This is a genomic window from Streptococcus sp. SR4 (assembly GCF_000517725.1).
GTDB classification, from domain to species: domain Bacteria; phylum Bacillota; class Bacilli; order Lactobacillales; family Streptococcaceae; genus Streptococcus; species Streptococcus salivarius_F.
In genome coordinates, this window is the sequence record NZ_AZYW01000025.1 from 99,275 (window position 1) to 118,098 (window position 18,824).

17 protein-coding genes and 3 tRNA genes are annotated in these 18,824 nt (G+C 38.0%); 16 read left to right on the plus strand and 4 right to left on the minus strand.

The window, feature by feature from the left end; genetic code table 11:
• Positions 1–87: 87 nt before the first annotated feature.
• A tRNA-Asn gene (locus HMPREF1519_RS03365) sits at positions 88–161 on the minus strand.
• 22 nt (positions 162–183) lie between these two features.
• Positions 184–255, minus strand: a tRNA-Glu gene (locus HMPREF1519_RS03370).
• Between the two features lie 186 nt (positions 256–441).
• Here HMPREF1519_RS03370 and HMPREF1519_RS03375 point away from each other — a divergent pair.
• Positions 442–515 (plus strand) — tRNA-Arg (locus tag HMPREF1519_RS03375).
• A gap of 24 nt (positions 516–539) precedes the next feature.
• Here the strand turns inward: HMPREF1519_RS03375 and HMPREF1519_RS03380 are convergent.
• Together HMPREF1519_RS03380 and rlmH are read right to left on the minus strand one after the other, a co-directional pair.
• A complete protein-coding gene (locus HMPREF1519_RS03380; RefSeq protein ID WP_002883977.1) occupies positions 540–1,223 on the minus strand; it encodes a YoaK family protein in 684 nt (227 codons plus the stop codon).
• A gap of 15 nt (positions 1,224–1,238) precedes the next feature.
• Positions 1,239–1,718 carry a 23S rRNA (pseudouridine(1915)-N(3))-methyltransferase RlmH gene (gene rlmH / locus HMPREF1519_RS03385; protein WP_022495861.1) on the minus strand — a complete coding sequence of 160 codons (480 nt, stop codon included), beginning with the start codon at positions 1,716–1,718 and terminating at the stop codon, positions 1,239–1,241.
• A gap of 205 nt (positions 1,719–1,923) precedes the next feature.
• Here rlmH and HMPREF1519_RS03390 point away from each other — a divergent pair, with 205 nt between their 5' ends.
• The 15 genes from HMPREF1519_RS03390 (at position 1,924) to ftsH (ending at position 18,719) form a co-directional block, all read left to right on the plus strand.
• On the plus strand, positions 1,924–3,159 hold the full coding sequence (locus HMPREF1519_RS03390) for a S1C family serine protease (RefSeq protein ID WP_037611167.1): 1,236 nt from the start codon (positions 1,924–1,926) through the stop codon (positions 3,157–3,159).
• A gap of 65 nt (positions 3,160–3,224) precedes the next feature.
• Positions 3,225–3,992, plus strand: coding sequence for a ParB/RepB/Spo0J family partition protein (locus HMPREF1519_RS03395; RefSeq protein ID WP_013991348.1), 768 nt, complete (start codon positions 3,225–3,227; stop codon positions 3,990–3,992).
• A 238-nt stretch (positions 3,993–4,230) separates the two neighbouring features.
• The gene (gene dnaA / locus HMPREF1519_RS03405) at positions 4,231–5,595 is read left to right on the plus strand and encodes a chromosomal replication initiator protein DnaA (RefSeq protein ID WP_037611169.1); all 1,365 of its coding nucleotides are present in this window, start codon (positions 4,231–4,233) and stop codon (positions 5,593–5,595) included.
• Between the two features lie 154 nt (positions 5,596–5,749).
• Positions 5,750–6,886, plus strand: a complete 1,137-nt coding sequence (dnaN, locus tag HMPREF1519_RS03410; protein WP_022496839.1) for a DNA polymerase III subunit beta — start codon at positions 5,750–5,752, stop codon at positions 6,884–6,886.
• A gap of 51 nt (positions 6,887–6,937) precedes the next feature.
• A complete protein-coding gene (locus HMPREF1519_RS03415) occupies positions 6,938–7,129 on the plus strand; it encodes a DUF951 domain-containing protein (protein WP_002883961.1) in 192 nt (63 codons plus the stop codon).
• Positions 7,130–7,338: 209 nt separating this feature from the next.
• Positions 7,339–8,454, plus strand: coding sequence for a redox-regulated ATPase YchF (gene ychF, locus HMPREF1519_RS03420; RefSeq protein ID WP_002883967.1), 1,116 nt, complete (start codon positions 7,339–7,341; stop codon positions 8,452–8,454).
• A 72-nt stretch (positions 8,455–8,526) separates the two neighbouring features.
• Positions 8,527–9,096, plus strand: coding sequence for an aminoacyl-tRNA hydrolase (gene pth, locus HMPREF1519_RS03425; protein ID WP_022496841.1), 570 nt, complete (start codon positions 8,527–8,529; stop codon positions 9,094–9,096).
• Complete coding sequence (mfd, locus tag HMPREF1519_RS03430) at positions 9,089–12,595, plus strand: transcription-repair coupling factor (RefSeq protein ID WP_037611170.1); 3,507 nt, start codon at positions 9,089–9,091, stop codon at positions 12,593–12,595. Before pth ends, mfd begins: the two co-directional genes overlap by 8 nt.
• 185 nt (positions 12,596–12,780) lie before the next feature.
• Entirely contained in the window at positions 12,781–13,056 is a 276-nt protein-coding gene (locus HMPREF1519_RS03435; protein WP_002883975.1) for an RNA-binding S4 domain-containing protein, read from the plus strand.
• On the plus strand, positions 13,040–13,411 hold the full coding sequence (locus tag HMPREF1519_RS03440; RefSeq protein WP_002886276.1) for an FtsB family cell division protein: 372 nt from the start codon (positions 13,040–13,042) through the stop codon (positions 13,409–13,411). Before HMPREF1519_RS03435 ends, HMPREF1519_RS03440 begins: the two co-directional genes overlap by 17 nt.
• Positions 13,411–13,542, plus strand: a complete 132-nt coding sequence (locus HMPREF1519_RS03445; RefSeq protein ID WP_002883955.1) for an SP_0009 family protein — start codon at positions 13,411–13,413, stop codon at positions 13,540–13,542. Before HMPREF1519_RS03440 ends, HMPREF1519_RS03445 begins: the two co-directional genes overlap by 1 nt.
• Entirely contained in the window at positions 13,539–14,831 is a 1,293-nt protein-coding gene (locus HMPREF1519_RS03450; RefSeq protein ID WP_022496843.1) for a serine hydrolase, read from the plus strand. Before HMPREF1519_RS03445 ends, HMPREF1519_RS03450 begins: the two co-directional genes overlap by 4 nt.
• The gene (gene tilS, locus HMPREF1519_RS03455) at positions 14,831–16,096 is read left to right on the plus strand and encodes a tRNA lysidine(34) synthetase TilS (protein ID WP_022496844.1); all 1,266 of its coding nucleotides are present in this window, start codon (positions 14,831–14,833) and stop codon (positions 16,094–16,096) included. Before HMPREF1519_RS03450 ends, tilS begins: the two co-directional genes overlap by 1 nt.
• An 81-nt stretch (positions 16,097–16,177) precedes the next feature.
• Positions 16,178–16,720: a hypoxanthine phosphoribosyltransferase gene (gene hpt / locus HMPREF1519_RS03460; RefSeq protein WP_002883962.1), complete on the plus strand. Its 543-nt coding sequence runs from the start codon at positions 16,178–16,180 to the stop codon at positions 16,718–16,720.
• A 19-nt stretch (positions 16,721–16,739) separates the two neighbouring features.
• Positions 16,740–18,719, plus strand: coding sequence for an ATP-dependent zinc metalloprotease FtsH (gene ftsH / locus HMPREF1519_RS03465; RefSeq protein WP_022496845.1), 1,980 nt, complete (start codon positions 16,740–16,742; stop codon positions 18,717–18,719).
• Positions 18,720–18,824 lie beyond the last annotated feature (105 nt).

The window sequence follows — 18,824 nt, forward strand, 5'->3', positions numbered from 1 at the left end:
ATTAAATAGGTCTGGAACAATTGTTCCAGACCTATTTATCTTTGGGTACAAAAAAACTCAAGCTATACAACTTGAGGTGTCTTATCACTCCGCCAGTAGGACTCGAACCTACGACATCATGATTAACAGTCATGCGCTACTACCAACTGAGCTATGGCGGATAAAACTGCTAAGTAGCAAAAATAGTCCGTACGGGATTCGAACCCGTGTTACCGCCGTGAAAAGGCGGTGTCTTAACCCCTTGACCAACGGACCAAGTTCTGAGATTTTTATCTCGTTAACACTCTTATTATTATATCAGAGTATTCGATTTTGTCTATACTTTTTTTCAAAAAAAATATTAAATTTTGCTAAATTTATTCGAATTTTACGTTAGTTTTTATCTTGCTTTTACAAAGTATTGACATGTTGCTATATATTTTGTAAACTAATAGAGTTATTGGTCCCATAGCTCAGCTGGATAGAGCATTCGCCTTCTAAGCGAACGGTCGCAGGTTCGAATCCTGCTGGGATCAGATAAAAAACGCAATCTAGAATCTCTAGTTGCGTTTTTCTTTTGCCTCGATAAATAGGAAATAATTTAAAACAAGCAAGGGAAGCAAAGTCGTATATAGGCTGTATTCATGTAAATATTGAGCAAACCAAGTTGAGGCTGCAACTCCTACCATAAATGTAAAGATGATAATAGTAGTGTAAGAAGCTTGTTTAAGCACTTTGGGATCCCCCTCGTCAATAGCCCTGGCAACGGTTAAAGAGGTATTCGTAATATTACCAGTCATCATGAAGGAAGCATAATTTACCCCTCTGACGCGCTTAAAAATCCCTACCTGAAGAGAGGCAAAAAATGCCAAGCCTGCAATCGTAATAGTAGAATCAACGTAAGGTGTAATAATGGCGAGAATAGTCATCAAGAGAAAGGCAAGTCTAATCGCTTGCAAATGCCATCCCCATTTATGGTTAATGAGCCACTTCTTAACAAAAAAAACAAAAAACTGACCTAAAACAAAGAAAAAAATAGGTATCACATAGCTGAAAGCTCTTGCAATATGCCCCTCAACAAGATGAATAACCAAATAAAGAAGATTACCTGTCTGAATACTTGCAAATCGTCCGTCTTGAGTATTGTAAGTATAGGCATCAATAAAGCCCCCTATATAACTTACTAGAGTTGCTACCCTTAATCCTTCAAAAACACGATAGGAGCGTTTTTTCATTCTGAACATGTCTGTTTCCTTCTTCTACTTATGGTAAGGACTTCCCTGCTGAATCATGAATGCGCGATAAATTTGTTCTACTAATACAAGGCGCATAAGCTGATGAGGGAACGTTAAGAGACCAAAACTCATTAATTGATTAGCCCTCTTTTTCACTGTAGGAGAGAGTCCCAAACTTCCCCCTATAATAAAAGTAATATCTGAATAGCCTCTAAGAGTCGCTTGCTCTAACTCTTTAGCAAATTGCTCCGAGGGAAATTGTTTTCCTTCAATAGCTAAGGCAATGACATAATCACGATCACCTACTTTAGCCAAGATACGCTGCCCCTCTTTGTCTAGGATAGCTTTATTTTCAGATTCGCTTGCATTATCTGGCGTCTTTTCATCCGTTAATTCTATAGACTCAAATTTTGTAAAGCGTCCTAGTCGTTTGACATACTCCGCAATGCCATCTTTCAAATATTTTTCTTTCAATTTTCCAACGGTAATCAATTTAACTTTCATAGGCTTATTATAGCACATATCCACAATCTTTTAACACCTTATCCACACCTTTTTACTGTTAAGAATCTTTAGTTATCCCTATAAAATAGCTTATTATCTACATTTTTTGAAACTTATCCACAGACTGTTGATAACTGTTCTTTAAAATCACTTTATGATATAATTAAGCTTACTTTGATATGTTTATCAAAAAGGAGGACTAAACGTGAAAAAATTTAACTGGAAAAAAATAGTAGCGCCAATTGCAATGCTTGTTATTGGCTTGCTAGGTGGTTTGCTAGGTGCCTTTATCCTACTAACAGCAGCAGGGGTATCTTTTACCAATTCAACAGATACAGGTGTTAAAACAGCTAAGACCGTATACAATAATACAACAGATACAACTAAAGCTGTTAAGAAAGTACAAAATGCCGTTGTTTCTGTCATCAATTACCAAGAAGGGTCATCTTCAGATTCTCTAAATGAACTTTATGGCCGTATCTTTGGTGGAGATGATAGTTCTGACTCTAACCAAGACAAATCAAAAGATTCTGATGGGTTGCAAGTCGCTGGTGAAGGTTCTGGAGTCATCTATAAAAAAGATGGGAAAGAGGCCTACATCGTAACCAACAACCACGTTGTCGATGGCGCTAAAAAACTTGAAATCATGCTTTCAGATGGATCAAAAATTACTGGTGAACTCGTTGGTAAAGATACTTACTCTGACCTAGCAGTTGTCAAAGTTTCTTCAGATAAAATTAAAACCGTAGCGGAATTTGCAGACTCAAACTCTCTCACAGTCGGTGAGAAGGCAATTGCTATCGGTAGCCCACTTGGTACCGAATACGCCAACTCAGTAACAGAGGGAATCGTTTCTAGCCTTAGCCGTACCGTAACTATGCAAAACGACAATGGTGAAACTGTTTCAACAAATGCTATCCAAACGGATGCTGCCATTAACCCTGGTAACTCAGGTGGTGCCTTAGTCAATATCGAAGGACAAGTTATCGGTATTAACTCAAGTAAAATTTCATCAACGTCAGCAGTCGCTGGTAGCGCCGTTGAAGGTATGGGATTTGCCATTCCATCAAACGATGTTGTCGAGATTATCAATCAATTGGAAAAAGACGGTAAAGTTACACGACCAGCCCTAGGAATCTCAATGGCCGATCTTAATAGCCTTTCTAGCAGTGCAACTTCTAAATTAGATTTACCAGATGATGTGAAATCTGGAGTGGTAGTCGGCAGCGTTCAAAAAGGTATGCCAGCTGACGGTAAACTTCAAGAAAATGATGTTATCACTGAAATTGACGGTAAGGAAATCAGCTCAAAAACTGATATTCAAACCAATCTTTACAGCCATAGTATCGGAGATACAATCAAGGTAACCTTCTATCGTGGTAAAGAGAAGAAAACTGAAGAACTTAAATTAACAAAATCTACAGAAGACTTGTCTGACTAAGTCATTGACAAATCTGTCAAAAGACCTTTACAATAATGTAAAGGTCTTTTTTGGAAAGGAATAACATGCAAGAACAACTCAAAGCTTTACCTATTAGTGACATCTATCCCAATCCTTTTCAACCTCGTATAGAGTTCTCTGATGAAGAATTAGCGGAGCTAAGCCAATCGATTGCAGAAAATGGACTAATACAGCCAATCATTGTCCGAAAATCGGATATTATTGGTTATGAACTAATTGCTGGGGAAAGACGTTTACGTGCCTGTAAACGTCTAGGAATGACAGAAATCCCTGCAGTTGTAAAGGAAGTTACAGATCAAGAAAGCCGTAAACAAGCTATTATTGAAAATTTACAACGATCGAATCTCAATCCCATTGAAGAAGCAAAGGCCTATCGTAGTTTAATTAATGAGCTAGCTTATAGTCACGAGGAACTGGCGAAAGCTATGGGGAAATCCAGACCTTATATCAGTAACGCTCTCAGACTCCTCCAACTTCCCAAAGAGATACAGACGAGTATCGAAAATGGCAAACTGAGTCAAGGACATGCTAGAGCACTTTTAGCTGTTGAGGATACAAAAAAGCAATTAACTATCTATCATCAGGTCCTTACTGAAAAATGGTCAGTTCGTACCCTGGAAAAAAGACTTCAAGAACTTCCAAAAAAACAAAAATCAAAAAAAGATATTCATATAAAAGATAAAGAAAAAGAACTGGAAAAATCACTTGGTCTCCCCGTTACTCTTCGTTATCACAAAAATCACTCTGGAACTATTCAGATCCACTTTTCGACGGAAGAAGATTTTAACAGAATTATCAACAAGCTTATTTGACCTGTGAATTGAGGAGAAAAAAGAAACAAACTTATCCACATCATAAAATGGTTGCCCTCCCTTTATTTGAGAGGGTTTCTTTTTTTATTCACAACTTGTGGATAACTCTTGTGCACAATGTGAATTGTCTTTTTTTCCTTGTGGATAACTTAGGGAACTTTTATCTTCGGACCTGTGGAAAACTTTTTTGTTTTATGATAGAATCAGAGAACAAGAATAAAGAAGGAGAATTGATGGAATGACCGAAAAAGAGCATTTTTTTTGGAATAAGCTCTTAGAGCTGGCCAAAGAGGAACTAACACAAGCCACTTTTGATTATTATGTCCTAGATACCAAGCTCATCAAAGTTCAAGATAACGTTGCTACAATTCTGCTTGAGGAAGTCAAAAAGCTATTCTGGGAAAAGAATATGCAATCTTTCATTTTGATGGCTGGTTTTGAAGCCTATAATAGTGAAATCAAAGTTGAGTACGTCTTTGACGAAGCACTCTTAAACGAGGCAAATTCAACTGTAACAAACAATGACTTTGGCAATAAAAAGGAACAGCAAACACCTGCTCTTCCTACATTGGACTCTGACTTGAATAGTAAGTACACCTTTGATAATTTTATTCAGGGGGATGAAAACCGTTGGTCAGTTGCTGCATCTTTAGCTGTAGCTGATTCACCAGGAGCTACGTATAACCCTCTATTTATTTATGGAGGACCTGGTCTCGGAAAAACTCACTTACTCAATGCCATTGGTAACAAGGTCTTACATGATAATCCTCAAGCACGTATCAAATACATTACTGCAGAGAATTTCATTAATGAATTTGTTGTCCATATCCGTTTAGATAAAATGGATGAACTAAAACTTAAATACCGTCATCTGGACGTTCTCTTAATTGATGATATTCAATCATTGGCTAAAAAATCAACGCAAGCCACTCAAGAGGAATTCTTCAATACTTTCAATGTCCTTCACAATAATAATAAACAAATTGTCCTGACCAGCGACCGTAATCCAGATCAATTGAACGAGATGGAAGAGCGTCTTGTCACGCGCTTCAAATGGGGATTAACCGTCAATATCACACCACCTGACTTTGAAACGCGAGTGGCCATTCTTACTAATAAGATTATGGACTATGATTATCATTTTCCTCCTGAAACAATTGAGTATTTAGCTGGCCAATTTGATTCAAATGTCCGTGACTTAGAAGGGGCCTTAAAAGATATTAGCTTAGTTGCCAATGTTCGCCAGTTAGATACTATCACAGTTGAAGTAGCTGCTGAAGCCATTCGCGCACGTAAAATGGATAGTCCTAAGTTAACTCTTATTCCGATTGAGGATATCCAAACTGAGGTAGGAAAATTTTATAATGTCACTGTGAAAGAAATCAAGGCAACTAAACGAACACAAAATATTGTCTTGGCACGTCAGGTAGCCATGTATCTTGCGCGTGAAATGACTGATAACTCCCTTCCAAAAATTGGAAAAGAATTTGGAGGAAGAGACCACTCAACTGTCTTACATGCATACAATAAAATCAAAAATATGATTGCTCAAGATGACAGTTTACGCATTGAAATTGATACCATCAAAAACAAGATAAAATAATACTTGTGGATAACTATTAAAAATTATCCAAACTTTTCCACAGGCTGTGCACAAGTTTAAAGCCTTGATAAAACTATGTTTTGTAGACTTATGCACAGTGTCCACAAGACCTACTACTACTACTAAAATAATACTAATAAAATAAAGGAGCATCATGATTCAATTTGCGATTAATAAAGCTTATTTCTTACAAGCACTTCATACGACTCGCCGTGCTATTTCTTCTAAAAATGCTATCCCAATTCTATCAACGATTAAAATCGAAGTTACCAGTGATGGTATCTATTTGACAGGATCAAATGGGCAAATCTCAATTGAAAATAGTATCTCAGTTTCAGAAGAAAATGCAGGCCTATTAATTACACAGCCAGGTAGTATCCTTTTGGAAGCCAACTTTTTCATTAATGTTGTCTCAAGCTTGCCTGATGTTACCCTAACTTTTGAAGAAATCGAACAATACCAAGTTTTACTGAAGAGTGGTAAATCAGAAATTACCTTAAAAGGGAAAGATGTTGAACAATATCCCCGTATTCAGGAAGTTGATAGCTTGACGCCATTACTCATGGACACAAAAGTGTTAAAATCTATCATTGCTGAAACTTCATTCGCAGCAAGCACACAAGAAAGTCGTCCAATTTTAACCGGTGTTCACTTCGTTCTTTCAAATCATAAAGATCTCAAAGCTGTAGCAACTGACTCTCACCGTATGAGCCAACGCCAACTTGTTTTGGAGCATTCTGCAGATAACTTTGATGTTGTAATCCCAAGTCGCTCACTTAAAGAATTATCGGCAGTCTTTAGCGATGATATTGAAAACTTAGAGGTTTTCTTCTCAGCAAATCAAATTCTATTCCGTAGTGAAACAATTTCTTTCTATACACGTCTACTTGAAGGAAATTATCCAGACACGAATCGTCTCTTGTCTGATTCATTTGAAACAGAAGTTGTTTTTGAGACCGCTAGCCTTCGTTCTGCTATGGAACGTTCGTATTTGATTTCTAATGCTAGTCAAAGTGGTACCGTAAAACTCGAAATCATCAATGGCAGTGTCAGTGCCCATGTTAATTCGCCAGAAGTCGGAAAGGTGAATGAGGATATTGACGTGCAAGATATTTCAGGTAGTGATTTGGTCATTAGTTTCAACCCAACCTACCTAATAGATGCTTTGAAAGCTCTTAAGAGTGAGACTGTCCGTGTACGTTTCATTTCACCAGTGCGTCCATTTACTTTGACGCCAGCAGATGACAGTGAGAATTTTATTCAATTGATTACACCTGTAAGAACAAACTAAAATCGAAAAAGTTATCCACTGTGGATAACTTTTTTACTAGAGAGGAAGTCTATGTACCAAATTGGAAGTTTAGTTGAAATGAAAAAACCACATGCTTGTACCATCAAAGCAACAGGAAAAAAAGCTAATGAATGGGAAGTGACCCGTCTTGGAGCTGACATTAAGATCCGTTGTACGAATTGTGATCATGTGGTTATGATGAGTCGTCATGATTTCGAAAAGAAACTTAAGAAGATTTTATAACAGACATTGGGGAGTCTAGATAAGGAGATTCTTATGTTAAGAAAATTAGTTTACTAGCAATATAAAAACTTTCTAGAGTCCCCAATTATCTTCTTTATAGCATTCTTTGCCTTGCTTCCCTTTTTCCGATTCTCAAAGGGAAGTTGCCTATTTTTAACAATTTTTGTGTTATAATTAACTAAATTACTTTTTTATGGAGAAATAAATTAATGGCTTTAACAGCAGGTATCGTTGGTTTGCCAAACGTTGGTAAATCAACTCTTTTCAATGCAATTACAAAAGCGGGTGCGGAAGCTGCTAACTATCCTTTCGCGACAATTGATCCAAACGTCGGAATGGTTGAGGTACCAGATGAGCGTTTGACGAAACTGACTGAACTTATTACCCCTAAAAAGACAGTTCCAACCACATTTGAGTTCACAGATATTGCGGGTATCGTAAAAGGAGCATCAAAGGGTGAAGGTCTTGGAAATAAGTTCTTAGCGAACATTCGTGAAGTAGATGCGATTGTCCATGTGGTTCGTGCTTTCGATGACGAAAATGTTATGCGTGAACAAGGGCGTGAGGATGCCTTTGTAGATCCGATGGCTGATATTGATACAATCAACCTAGAATTGATTTTGGCTGACCTTGAATCAATTAACAAACGTTATGCGCGTGTCGAAAAAATTGCTCGTACACAAAAAGATAAAGATTCTGTGGCAGAGTTTAATATTCTTCAAAAGATTAAACCTGTTCTAGAAGATGGTAAGTCTGCACGTACGATTGATTTTACTGAGGAAGAGCAAAAAATTGTTAAGGGACTCTTCCTCTTGACAACAAAACCAGTACTTTATGTGGCTAACGTTGATGAAGACCAAGTCGCAAATCCTGATGATATTGATTATGTCAAACAAATTCGTGAGTTTGCAGCGACTGAAAATGCAGAAGTAGTTGTTATCTCGGCACGTGTTGAGGAAGAAATTTCTGAATTGGATGATGAAGACAAAGAAATGTTCTTGGAAGACCTTGGTTTGACAGAATCAGGAGTTGATAAACTGACACGCGCAGCCTATCACTTGCTTGGTCTAGGAACTTACTTTACTGCTGGTGAGAAAGAAGTGCGTGCTTGGACCTTTAAACGCGGCATCAAGGCTCCACAAGCAGCAGGAATTATCCACTCTGACTTCGAGAAAGGCTTTATCCGTGCCGTAACCATGTCTTACGATGATCTTATTAAATATGGCTCTGAGAAAGCTGTTAAGGAAGCTGGTCGCCTTCGTGAAGAAGGAAAAGAATATGTTGTTCAAGATGGCGACATCATGGAATTCCGTTTCAACGTTTAGAAAATAAAAAATAGTGCACAAGGCTGAAAAGTATTTTTCAGTCCTTTTGCTGTTTATCAAAGAGGAGAAATAATGACAAAATTAGTAGTTGGCTTGGGAAATCCTGGTTCAAAATACCATGAGACCCGTCACAATGTTGGTTTTATGGCCATTGACCTAATGGCTAAGGAACTAGGATTAACTTTTTCTGAAGAAAAGACCTTTAAGGCTGAAGTGGCTTCGACCTTTTTAAATGGTGAAAAGGTTTATTTTGTGAAACCAACGACCTTTATGAATCTATCAGGTCTAGCTGTCAGAGCATTGCTGGCTTATTACAATATTCCCATAGAGGATTTTATCGTCATTTACGATGACTTGGACATGGAAGTTGGGAAAATACGCTTTCGTCAAAAGGGTTCAGCAGGTGGTCATAATGGGATTAAATCCATCATTGCTGAAACTGGAACACAAGAATTTGATCGTATAAAAATTGGTATTGGTCGCCCACAGAAAGGAATGACGGTCGTTAATCATGTCCTTGGAAAATTTAGTGAAGATGATTATGCCACAATTTTACTGACTTTAGACAAGGTAGAGACGGCCCTCAATCATTACCTTAAAACCAATGATTTCGAAGACACCATGAGGCGTTATAATGGCTAATACCCTATTAGATCTTTTTGAGAAGAATCCTCAATTGCTTGAGTGGCGTGATAAAGTAACTTTATTGAGTAGACAGTTGGTTATGGGATTTTCTGGTTCCAGCAAGGCAGTTGTCATGGCATCTGCCCTTTCTGAGCAGGTTCCTAAGATTCTAATCGTTACTTCAACACAAAATGAAGCTGAGCAACTAACAGGAGATTTGTCAGCTATCTTAGGAGAGGATAAGGTTTATTCTTTTTTTGCAGATGATGTAGTAGCTGCAGAGTTTATCTTCGCTTCTCCAGAAAAGACCCATTCTCGTCTCGAAAGTCTTAATTTTTTAATAGATAAAGAGGCCAGTGGGGTTTTGGTCACGAGTTTAGTTGGGACTAAGTTACATTTGCCTAACCCTAAGGTTTATAAAGACTCTCGTATTAACTTAGCACTAGGGGAAGAACATGATTTAGAGGCTCTCAGTAAGCATCTGACTCATATTGGATACCAAAGGGTAGAGCAGGTTCTCTCACCTGGTGAGTTTAGTCGTAGGGGCGATATTTTAGATATCTATGAACTGACTGCAGAACTCCCCTACCGTTTAGAATTTTTTGGAGACGAGATTGATGGTATTCGTCAGTTTGATAGCGATAGTCAAAAATCTTTAGACAATTTAGAGCATGTTATCGTATCTCCGGCAGATGATATTATCTTAACAAGAGAAGATTACCAACGTGCTGAGAAGGCCCTAGAAAGTGCGGTCTCGAAGGCAGAAGGTCCTCATAAAGCTTACCTTGAGGAAGTTCTGTCAGTTACGATTGATGGTTACCGTCATAAAGATTTACGTAAGTTTTTGTCTCTCTTTTATGATAAAGCTTACACCTTATTTGACTACCTTCCAAAGGGAACTCCTGTATTCATTGATGATTTTCAAAAGATAGTGGACCGCCATGGACGTCTTGAGTTGGAAGTGGCTAATCTTTTAACTGAGGATCTTCATCAGGGCAAGTCTCTGAGTCATCTAAATTACTTAGTGGATTCATTTAAGACTTTACGTAACTATCAGCCAGCTAGTTTCTTTTCGAATTTTCATAAGGGATTGGGAAATCTTAAATTTGATAAGTTGTATCAATTCACGCAATACCCTATGCAAGAGTTCTTTAACCAGTTCCCACTTCTAGTTGATGAAATACATCGCTATACCAAGAATAAGGCAACAGTTATTTTACAAGTGGGGTCTGAGAAGCAGCTCAAATCTTTGAAGGAAACCTTGGAAGAATATGATTTAGATTTACCCCTTAGTAGTTTTGGAGATTTGATCCCTCATAAGCCTCAGTTAGTCTTAGGAAACTTATCCAATGGTTTTTACTTTGCGGATGAAAAGCTTGTTCTTGTCACTGAACGTGAGATTTTTCATAAAAAAGTAAAACGTCGTGCGCGTGCCAGTCACGTTTCCAATGCAGAGCGTCTCAAAGATTACAATGAACTTGAAAAAGGTGATTATGTTGTACACCAGACTCATGGTATCGGTCAATTTAAAGGTATTGAGACTATTGAGATTAAAGGGGTGCATCGTGACTACTTGACCATCCAATATCAGGATGCTGCAACAATTTCTCTACCTGTTGAGCAGATTGAGAGTCTCTCTAAGTATGTATCAGCGGACGGAAAAGAGCCTAAAATTAATAAACTCAATGATGGGCGTTTCCAAAAGACTAAACAAAAAGTAAGCAAGCAAGTAGAGGATATTGCCGATGATCTCTTAAAACTTTATGCTGAGCGTAGTCAACTTAAAGGTTTTGCTTTTTCACCAGATGATTATAACCAAAGGGATTTCGAAGATGATTTTGCCTATGCTGAGACAGAGGATCAATTGCGTTCTATCAAGGAAATTAAGGCAGACATGGAGTCAGACAAACCCATGGATCGTCTCTTGGTGGGTGATGTTGGTTTTGGTAAGACAGAGGTAGCTATGCGTGCTGCCTTCAAGGCAGTCAATGATGGAAAGCAAGTTGCTATCCTAGTTCCTACAACAGTTCTCGCCCATCAGCACTATTTGAATTTTAAAGAACGTTTTGAAAATCATGCCGTTGAAGTAGATGAACTCAGTCGTTTTAGAAGTAAAAAAGAGCAAAATGAGACTATTGAAAATCTCGCTAAAGGGCGTATTGATATTATTATTGGTACCCACCGCCTGCTGTCTAAAGATGTTAAGTTCTTTGACTTAGGCTTGCTAGTAATTGATGAAGAACAACGTTTTGGCGTGAAGCATAAAGAGAAACTTAAGGAGCTGAAGGCTAAGGTTGATGTCCTTACGCTAACTGCGACACCTATTCCTCGTACGCTTCATATGTCTATGTTAGGTATTCGTGATTTGTCGATTATTGAGACAGCACCTACCAACCGTTATCCAGTTCAAACTTATGTTATGGAAACTAATCCTGGTCTTATTCGAGAAGCGATATTAAGAGAGATGGACCGAGGCGGCCAGATTTTTTATGTTTATAATCGTGTTGAAACCATTGATCAAAAAGTTTCTGAACTACATGAGCTGGTCCCTGAAGCACGTATCGGATTTGTTCATGGTCAGATGAGTGAGGTTATGTTGGAGAATACCCTCTTGGATTTCTTGAATGGTGATTACGATGTTTTGGTAGCAACGACCATTATCGAGACAGGGATTGATATCTCCAACGTTAATACGCTCTTTATTGAGAATGCAGATCATATGGGCTTATCTACTCTTTATCAGTTGAGAGGTCGTGTGGGGCGTAGTAATCGAATTGCTTATGCCTATCTCATGTATCGTCCTGATAAAGTGTTGACGGAAGTCTCTGAGAAGCGATTGGATGCTATTAAGGGCTTTACAGAACTGGGATCAGGTTTCAAAATTGCCATGCGTGATTTATCAATTCGTGGTGCCGGTAACATTCTTGGTGCTTCTCAAAGTGGTTTCATCGACTCAGTCGGATTCGAAATGTACTCGCAACTCTTGGAAGAGGCTATCAATAAACGTCAAGGTAAAACTCAAGTTCGCCGTAAAGGAAATGCAGAGTTCAATCTTCAGATTGATGCTTACCTCCCTTCCGACTATATTTCTGACGAGCGCCAAAAAATTGAAATTTATAAGCGTATTCGAGAAATTGAGAATCAGAAAGACTATCAAGACCTTCAAGATGAGCTTATTGACCGCTTTGGAGAATATCCAGACCAAGTTGCCTATCTCATTGAGATTGGTCTGGTTAAGGCCTATTTAGATGCTGCCTTTGCAGAATTAGTCGAGCGTAAGAACGATACTATTATTGTTCGTTTCGAACAAGCCTCTCTTAAATTCTTCTTGACTCAAGACTATTTCGAAGCCATCTCTAAAACGCATTTAAAAGCAAAAATCAGTGATAACCAGGGGAAAGTAGAGATTACTTTTGATGTTCGTAACAAGAAAGACTATGAGATTCTTGAAGAATTAAAAATTTTTGGACAGACATTTATGGAAATCAAAGAACGTAAAGAAAAAAAGGAAGCTTAAGGAAAGTTTAAGTAAGTCTCTCTATACTATAAAACATCCTAAAACTTTTCTTTTTCATAAATCTCCTGAGAGGGTCGACTAGTGTCGATTCTCTTATTTTTGTACTTGAAAAGGCTTTAGTCCCCTATTCTCTCAAAAAAATGCTATCATAGAAGAGATATCCTAACGAAAAGGAAACAGTAACATTGAGATTAGACAAATATTTAAAAGTATCACGAATTATCAAACGCCGTCCAGTTGCTAAAGAAGTAGCTGATAAAGGACGTATAAAAGTAAATGGTGTACTCGCTAAGTCATCTACAGATTTAAAAATTGGTGACCAAGTGGAAGTTCGTTTTGGAAATAAACTTCTAACTGTCCGTGTTTTAGAAATGAAAGACAGTACTAAAAAAGAAGATGCGGCAAAAATGTACGAGATTATAAGTGAAACAAGGATTGAAGCAGATGAGCAAGAAGCCTAATATTGTACAGCTTACGAACGATTACATTGATAATGCCAATCAAGAGCAACGATTAGAGCGTGCCGAACACGAACAAAGGAATCGCTTTATGGGATGGATTCTCTTTGTGGTTGTTTTACTCTTTATCTTGCCAACCTACAATCTGGTTGAGACCTATATGAATATCAAACAGCAAGAGAAGGAAGTCTTGTCGCTTCAGAAAGACTATGATAAATTGTCAGATCAGACAAAGGAACGAAAGGATTTGGCTAAGAAACTTAAGGATGATGCTTTCGCCGAGAAATATGCGCGTGCTAAGTACTATTATTCACGTGAAGGAGAGTCAATCTATCCTGTACCAAGCTTATTACCCTAATGAAAGATTTACTTAAAACTGTAGAAACTTTTTTAACCTATTCAGAAGCCAAGTTAGAGGAACTATCAGAAAAAAATCAGCAACTTAAAACGGAATTACCGAGGAAAGAGGAGGTGAAGAAGCAAGCATGAAAAAGCTCTTAATAGCTGCAACTGTTGTGCTTGTATCTTCTAGTCCTCTAGTCTTACTTCCTATGGAGAAGGAGCTAACTCTGACCCCAAAACAGGTCCAAAAATTGACTCAAAATACTACAGCTAGCTTGACTCAATTTAAACAGATTCCTAAAAATCCAAGAACGATAACAACTATCCTAACTTACAAGAACAAGGATTTAACAGAATTTAAAACCAGTATCCAAGCGGATACCAAACTATCGATTTCTGCTATTTTTTGGAATGCTAAAGGTGAACCCGTTTTCCAACTTCAAGATGGTGATTATGTAGCCGCTAGTCAGAAATCAATTGTAGACGACAGTATCTATAATCAAAAACCAGTAGATATGACCCTCTGGACTAAAGATGGTTTTACGGTATACAAAGAACCTTACGTTCTAGGAACTGAAAAAGCTGACTCCAAACTCGCTAGTTTTAAACCCATTAAGGTTAGCCAAGCAGCTCAGACGCATGCAGGGACCTACTATTTGGTAGACGGAGAGGGGTGGATTAACGCTTCTGATTTATCAACGACTGACAATCGCATCGAGGCTGTTCAAAAAGTCCTTAATGAGAAGTATAACAATCAAGAGCGCATCTCAGTTTATGTTAAACAGCTTGATACGGACCGAGTAGCTGCTATCAATGACGAAAAAAGCATGTATGCAGCAAGCGTAGCCAAGCTTGGAGTACTCTATTATGCACAGGAACGTCTGTCCCAAAAGAAATTATCATTATCAGATGAGTATCAATATACCTCTGCTGTAAATGGTTTTCCAGGTGCCTATGATCCAGATGGTTCTGGAAAGATTAGTAAGATGCCTGATGATAAGAATTATAGCTTGGAAAATCTGTTAAAGGCTGTAGCCCAAAACTCAGATAATGTAGCGACAAATATATTAGGTTATTATGTAACTAATCAGTATGACAAGGCCTTCCAAAAATCAGTAGATAAAGCCGCAGCGACTTCGTGGAATATGGATAAAAAGGAGTTGACTGCTAGAGCCGCAGGTACTTTGATGGAGGCTGTTTATAGACAAAATGGAGATATTATCACTTATCTTTCAAGTACGGACTATGATGGCGAACGTATTTCCAAAAACATTGATGTTCCCGTCGCTCATAAAATTGGTGATGCCTACGACTTTAAACATGACGTCGCTATTGTTTATGCAGATTCTCCCTTTATTCTATCGATTTTTACGGATAAAGAGGGCTATGACAAAATCACCTCAATTGCAGATGATGTTTATGGAATTTTAAAATAATGACACAAAAATTGTTGCAAATGATGCAAGCCAAGGGTTATTTTAACCAGCACAAGAAAATTTTAGTAGCAGTATCAGGTGGAGCAGACTCTATGAGTTTGCTGCACTTTTTGTATAACCATCAAAAAGATTTGGATATTCAGTTGGGGATTGCTCACGTTAACCATAAACAACGACAAGAGTCGGAGCATGAAGAAGCGTATTTACGTCATTGGGCAAAGGAACATAAGGTCCCTTTTCACTATAGTGCCTTCTCAGGAAAGTTTTCAGAAAATGCTGCCCGTACCTTTCGCTATGAGTTTTTTAAGCGAGTCATGAAAGATTATGATTACTCTGCTCTTGTAACAGCCCATCATGCAGATGATCAAGCAGAGACGATTTTTATGAGACTGTTGAGAGGAAGTCGTTTAAGACACCTGACAGGAATATCAGCGATCAGACCATTTGGCACTGGTCAGATTATTCGTCCCTTTTTTCATCTTACGAAAGATCAACTTCCCGTAACTTTCCATTTTGAAGATCGGAGTAATACGTCACTAGCCTATCTTCGAAATCGCATCAGACTGACCTATCTTCCTACCTTATCTCAGGAAAATCCTAAATTTAAGGAGCACCTTTGTCTTTTAGCCGAGGAGATTGGTCTTATGAAGCAAGCTTTAGGGGAGTTAACAAAGGATATTACTATCACTGATTTATCTGTTTTTCAGCAACAGTCAGATCCTGTCCAGCTCTTTCTTCTTCAGAACTATTTAGATACCTTTCCTGATTTACAGCTTTCTAAAGGCCAATTTAATCAATTGATAAGTTATCTAAGGAAAAATGGTTCAGGAAAGATCCCCCTAATAAATGGTTACGAACTAGTAAAAACACAGACTTCTTTCCTAATAAGGAAAGAAGAGGCTATCTCTTTATCCCCTCCTTGTCTCTTAGAATTTGGAAAATCTGTTGAGTTTGAGGATTATACCTTGAGTTTTTCAGAATTCAATGACGTTTCTAACTCAGATACTATTAGTATTTGGTCAGATTCCCCAATAGTGATTCGTCATAGAAAAGAAGGCGATAAGATTGACCTTGGTAGTCACCATAAAAAGTTAAGACGACTATTTATAGACAATAAGATTTTAGAGAAGGATCGTCAAAAAGCCATTATAGGAGAACAAGATGGTCAGATTATTTTTCTTTATGTTGCTGGGCGTCTCTATTTGAAAAAAAGACCTGAAAATGCTATACTTTATGGCACTGTAGTCATTTATAAGAATTTCTAATCAAATACCATGTTCAAATAACGATGATTGAAGTAAAAGTGGTATAATAACAGAATATTGACTTCGAGAAAGGGAACCCAAATGTTAGAAAAAGACATTAAAAAAGTCCTCTTTTCCCAAGAGGATATCGTAGCTAAAACTAAAGAACTAGGACAACAATTGACAGAGGATTATGCGGGGAAAAATCCTCTACTAGTCTGTGTTTTGAAAGGTGCTGTTCCATTTATGGCAGAACTTATCAAACATATCGATACCCATATTGAGATGGACTTTATGGTCGTTTCAAGTTATGGTGGTGGAACTGTCAGCAGTGGTGAAGTAAAGATTCTTAAAGATGTTGACACTAATGTTGAAGGACGAGACATCATCTTTATTGAAGATATCATTGACACAGGTCGTACGCTCCTTTATCTTCGAGATATGTTCAAGTACCGTAAAGCCAATTCAGTCAAAATCGCAACTCTTTTTGATAAACCAGAAGGTCGTGTTGTTGATATTGAGGCAGATTACGTATGTTACGATGTTCCTAATGAATTTATCGTTGGTTTCGGACTAGACTATGATGAAAAATACCGTAACCTCCCTTATGTCGGTGTCCTAAAAGAAGAAATTTATACAAAATAAGTAAAGGTCTAATTAATTTATGAATAATAAAAATAATAATGGCTTCTTACGGAACGCTTTTCTCTACATCATAGTTATTATTGCGGTTGTAACCGGAGTACAATACTTTGCAGGAGGAAGCCAAAGCCCAAGTCAACAATTGTCTTACACACAGTTGGTTAAGAAAATTGAAGATGGTAAGGTAAAATCTATCACTTATCAGCCAGACGGTAGTATCATTGAAGTTAAAGGTAGCTACAAAAAGGCCGAAAAGGTTGATACTGATCTTAGTCTACCATTTTTAGGTAGTGCATCATCAGAGACACGTAGCTTTACATCGACTGTGCTGCAGAATGAAACAACCATGCAGAAATTGCAGTCAGCATCAGAAGCAGCTGATGTTAATGTTAAAATGATACGTGAAAGTTCAAGTGGTGCTTGGATTTCATATCTTTTTAGTTACCTACCTTTGATTGGGATTGCTATTTTCTTCCTTTTCATGATGAATCAAGGTGGTAACCGCGGTGCAATGAATTTTGGCCGCAACCGTGCTAAGACTCAATCAAAAGAGAATATTAAAGTTCGTTTCACAGATGTGGCTGGTGCGGAAGAAGAAAAAGAAGAACTTGTAGAAGTCGTAGATTTCCTCAAAAATCCACGTAAATATAAAGCACTTGGTGCACGTATCCCTAAGGGTGTTCTCCTTGAAGGCCCTCCAGGGACAGGTAAAACTCTGCTTGCTAAAGCTGTTGCTGGTGAAGCAGATGTTCCTTTCTTTAGTATCTCAGGTTCTGATTTCGTAGAGATGTTTGTCGGTGTCGGAGCAAGTCGTGTTCGTAGTCTTTTTGAAGACGCTAAGAAGGCCGAACGTGCTATTATCTTTATTGATGAAATCGATGCGGTTGGCCGTCGTCGTGGTACTGGAATGGGCGGCGGTAACGACGAACGTGAACAAACCCTTAACCAACTGTTGATAGAAATGGATGGTTTTGATGGAAATGAGAATATCATTGTCATTGCTGCAACCAACCGCAGTGATGTTCTTGATCCAGCCCTCCTACGTCCAGGACGTTTTGACCGTAAAGTTCTTGTTGGTCGCCCAGATGTAAAAGGCCGAGAAGCTATCTTGAAAGTCCATGCCAAGAATAAACCATTGGCTGAAGATGTTGACCTTAAAGTTGTTGCTCAACAAACTCCAGGTTTTGTTGGAGCTGACTTAGAAAATGTCTTGAATGAAGCAGCCCTAGTTGCTGCACGACGTAGTAAGACTAGAATTGATGCTAGTGATATCGACGAAGCAGAGGATCGTGTTATTGCTGGACCATCTAAGAAAGACCGCCAAGTTTCAGAACACGAACGTAAAGTTGTGGCTTACCATGAAGCAGGTCATACAATTGTTGGTTTAACACTTTCTAGCGCTCGTGATGTTCACAAGGTTACTATTGTTCCACGAGGTCGCGCAGGTGGTTATATGATTTCTCTACCAAAAGAGGATCAGATGTTGTCATCTAAAGATGAGCTAAAAGAACAATTGGCAGGACTTATGGGTGGACGTGTTGCAGAAGAAATTATTTTCAACGTTCAAACCTCAGGCGCTTCAAATGACTTTGAGCAAGCAACACAGTTAGCACGTGCAATGGTTACTGAATATGGTATGAGCGAAAAACTTGGACCAGTCCAATATGAAGGTAATCATGCGATGAATCCAGGACAATTTACGACAGATAAGTCTTACTCAGCTCATACAGCTCAACTTATTGACGAAGAAATTCGATCACTTTTAGTTGAGGCACATGACAAAGCAGCTGAAATTATCAATGCCAACCGAGAAACACATGCTCTCATTGCAGAAGCTTTGCTTAAGTATGAAACACTTGATGCTGTACAAATCAAGTCAATTTATGAGACTGGTAAGATGCCGGAGGATTCTCTTGGAGATTCAGAAGAAGATAATCATGCCCTATCTTACGATGAAGTCAAAGAAAGAATTGAAAATAAAAATAAAGATGAAGAAGAGTAAGGAGTTTTACTCTTCTTTTTTTAGATAAATCGAGAGAAGAAATACTATTAAAAAGTATTATAAAAAAAGAAAATTAAAATCAATACAAGTTATTGACAAGACAAG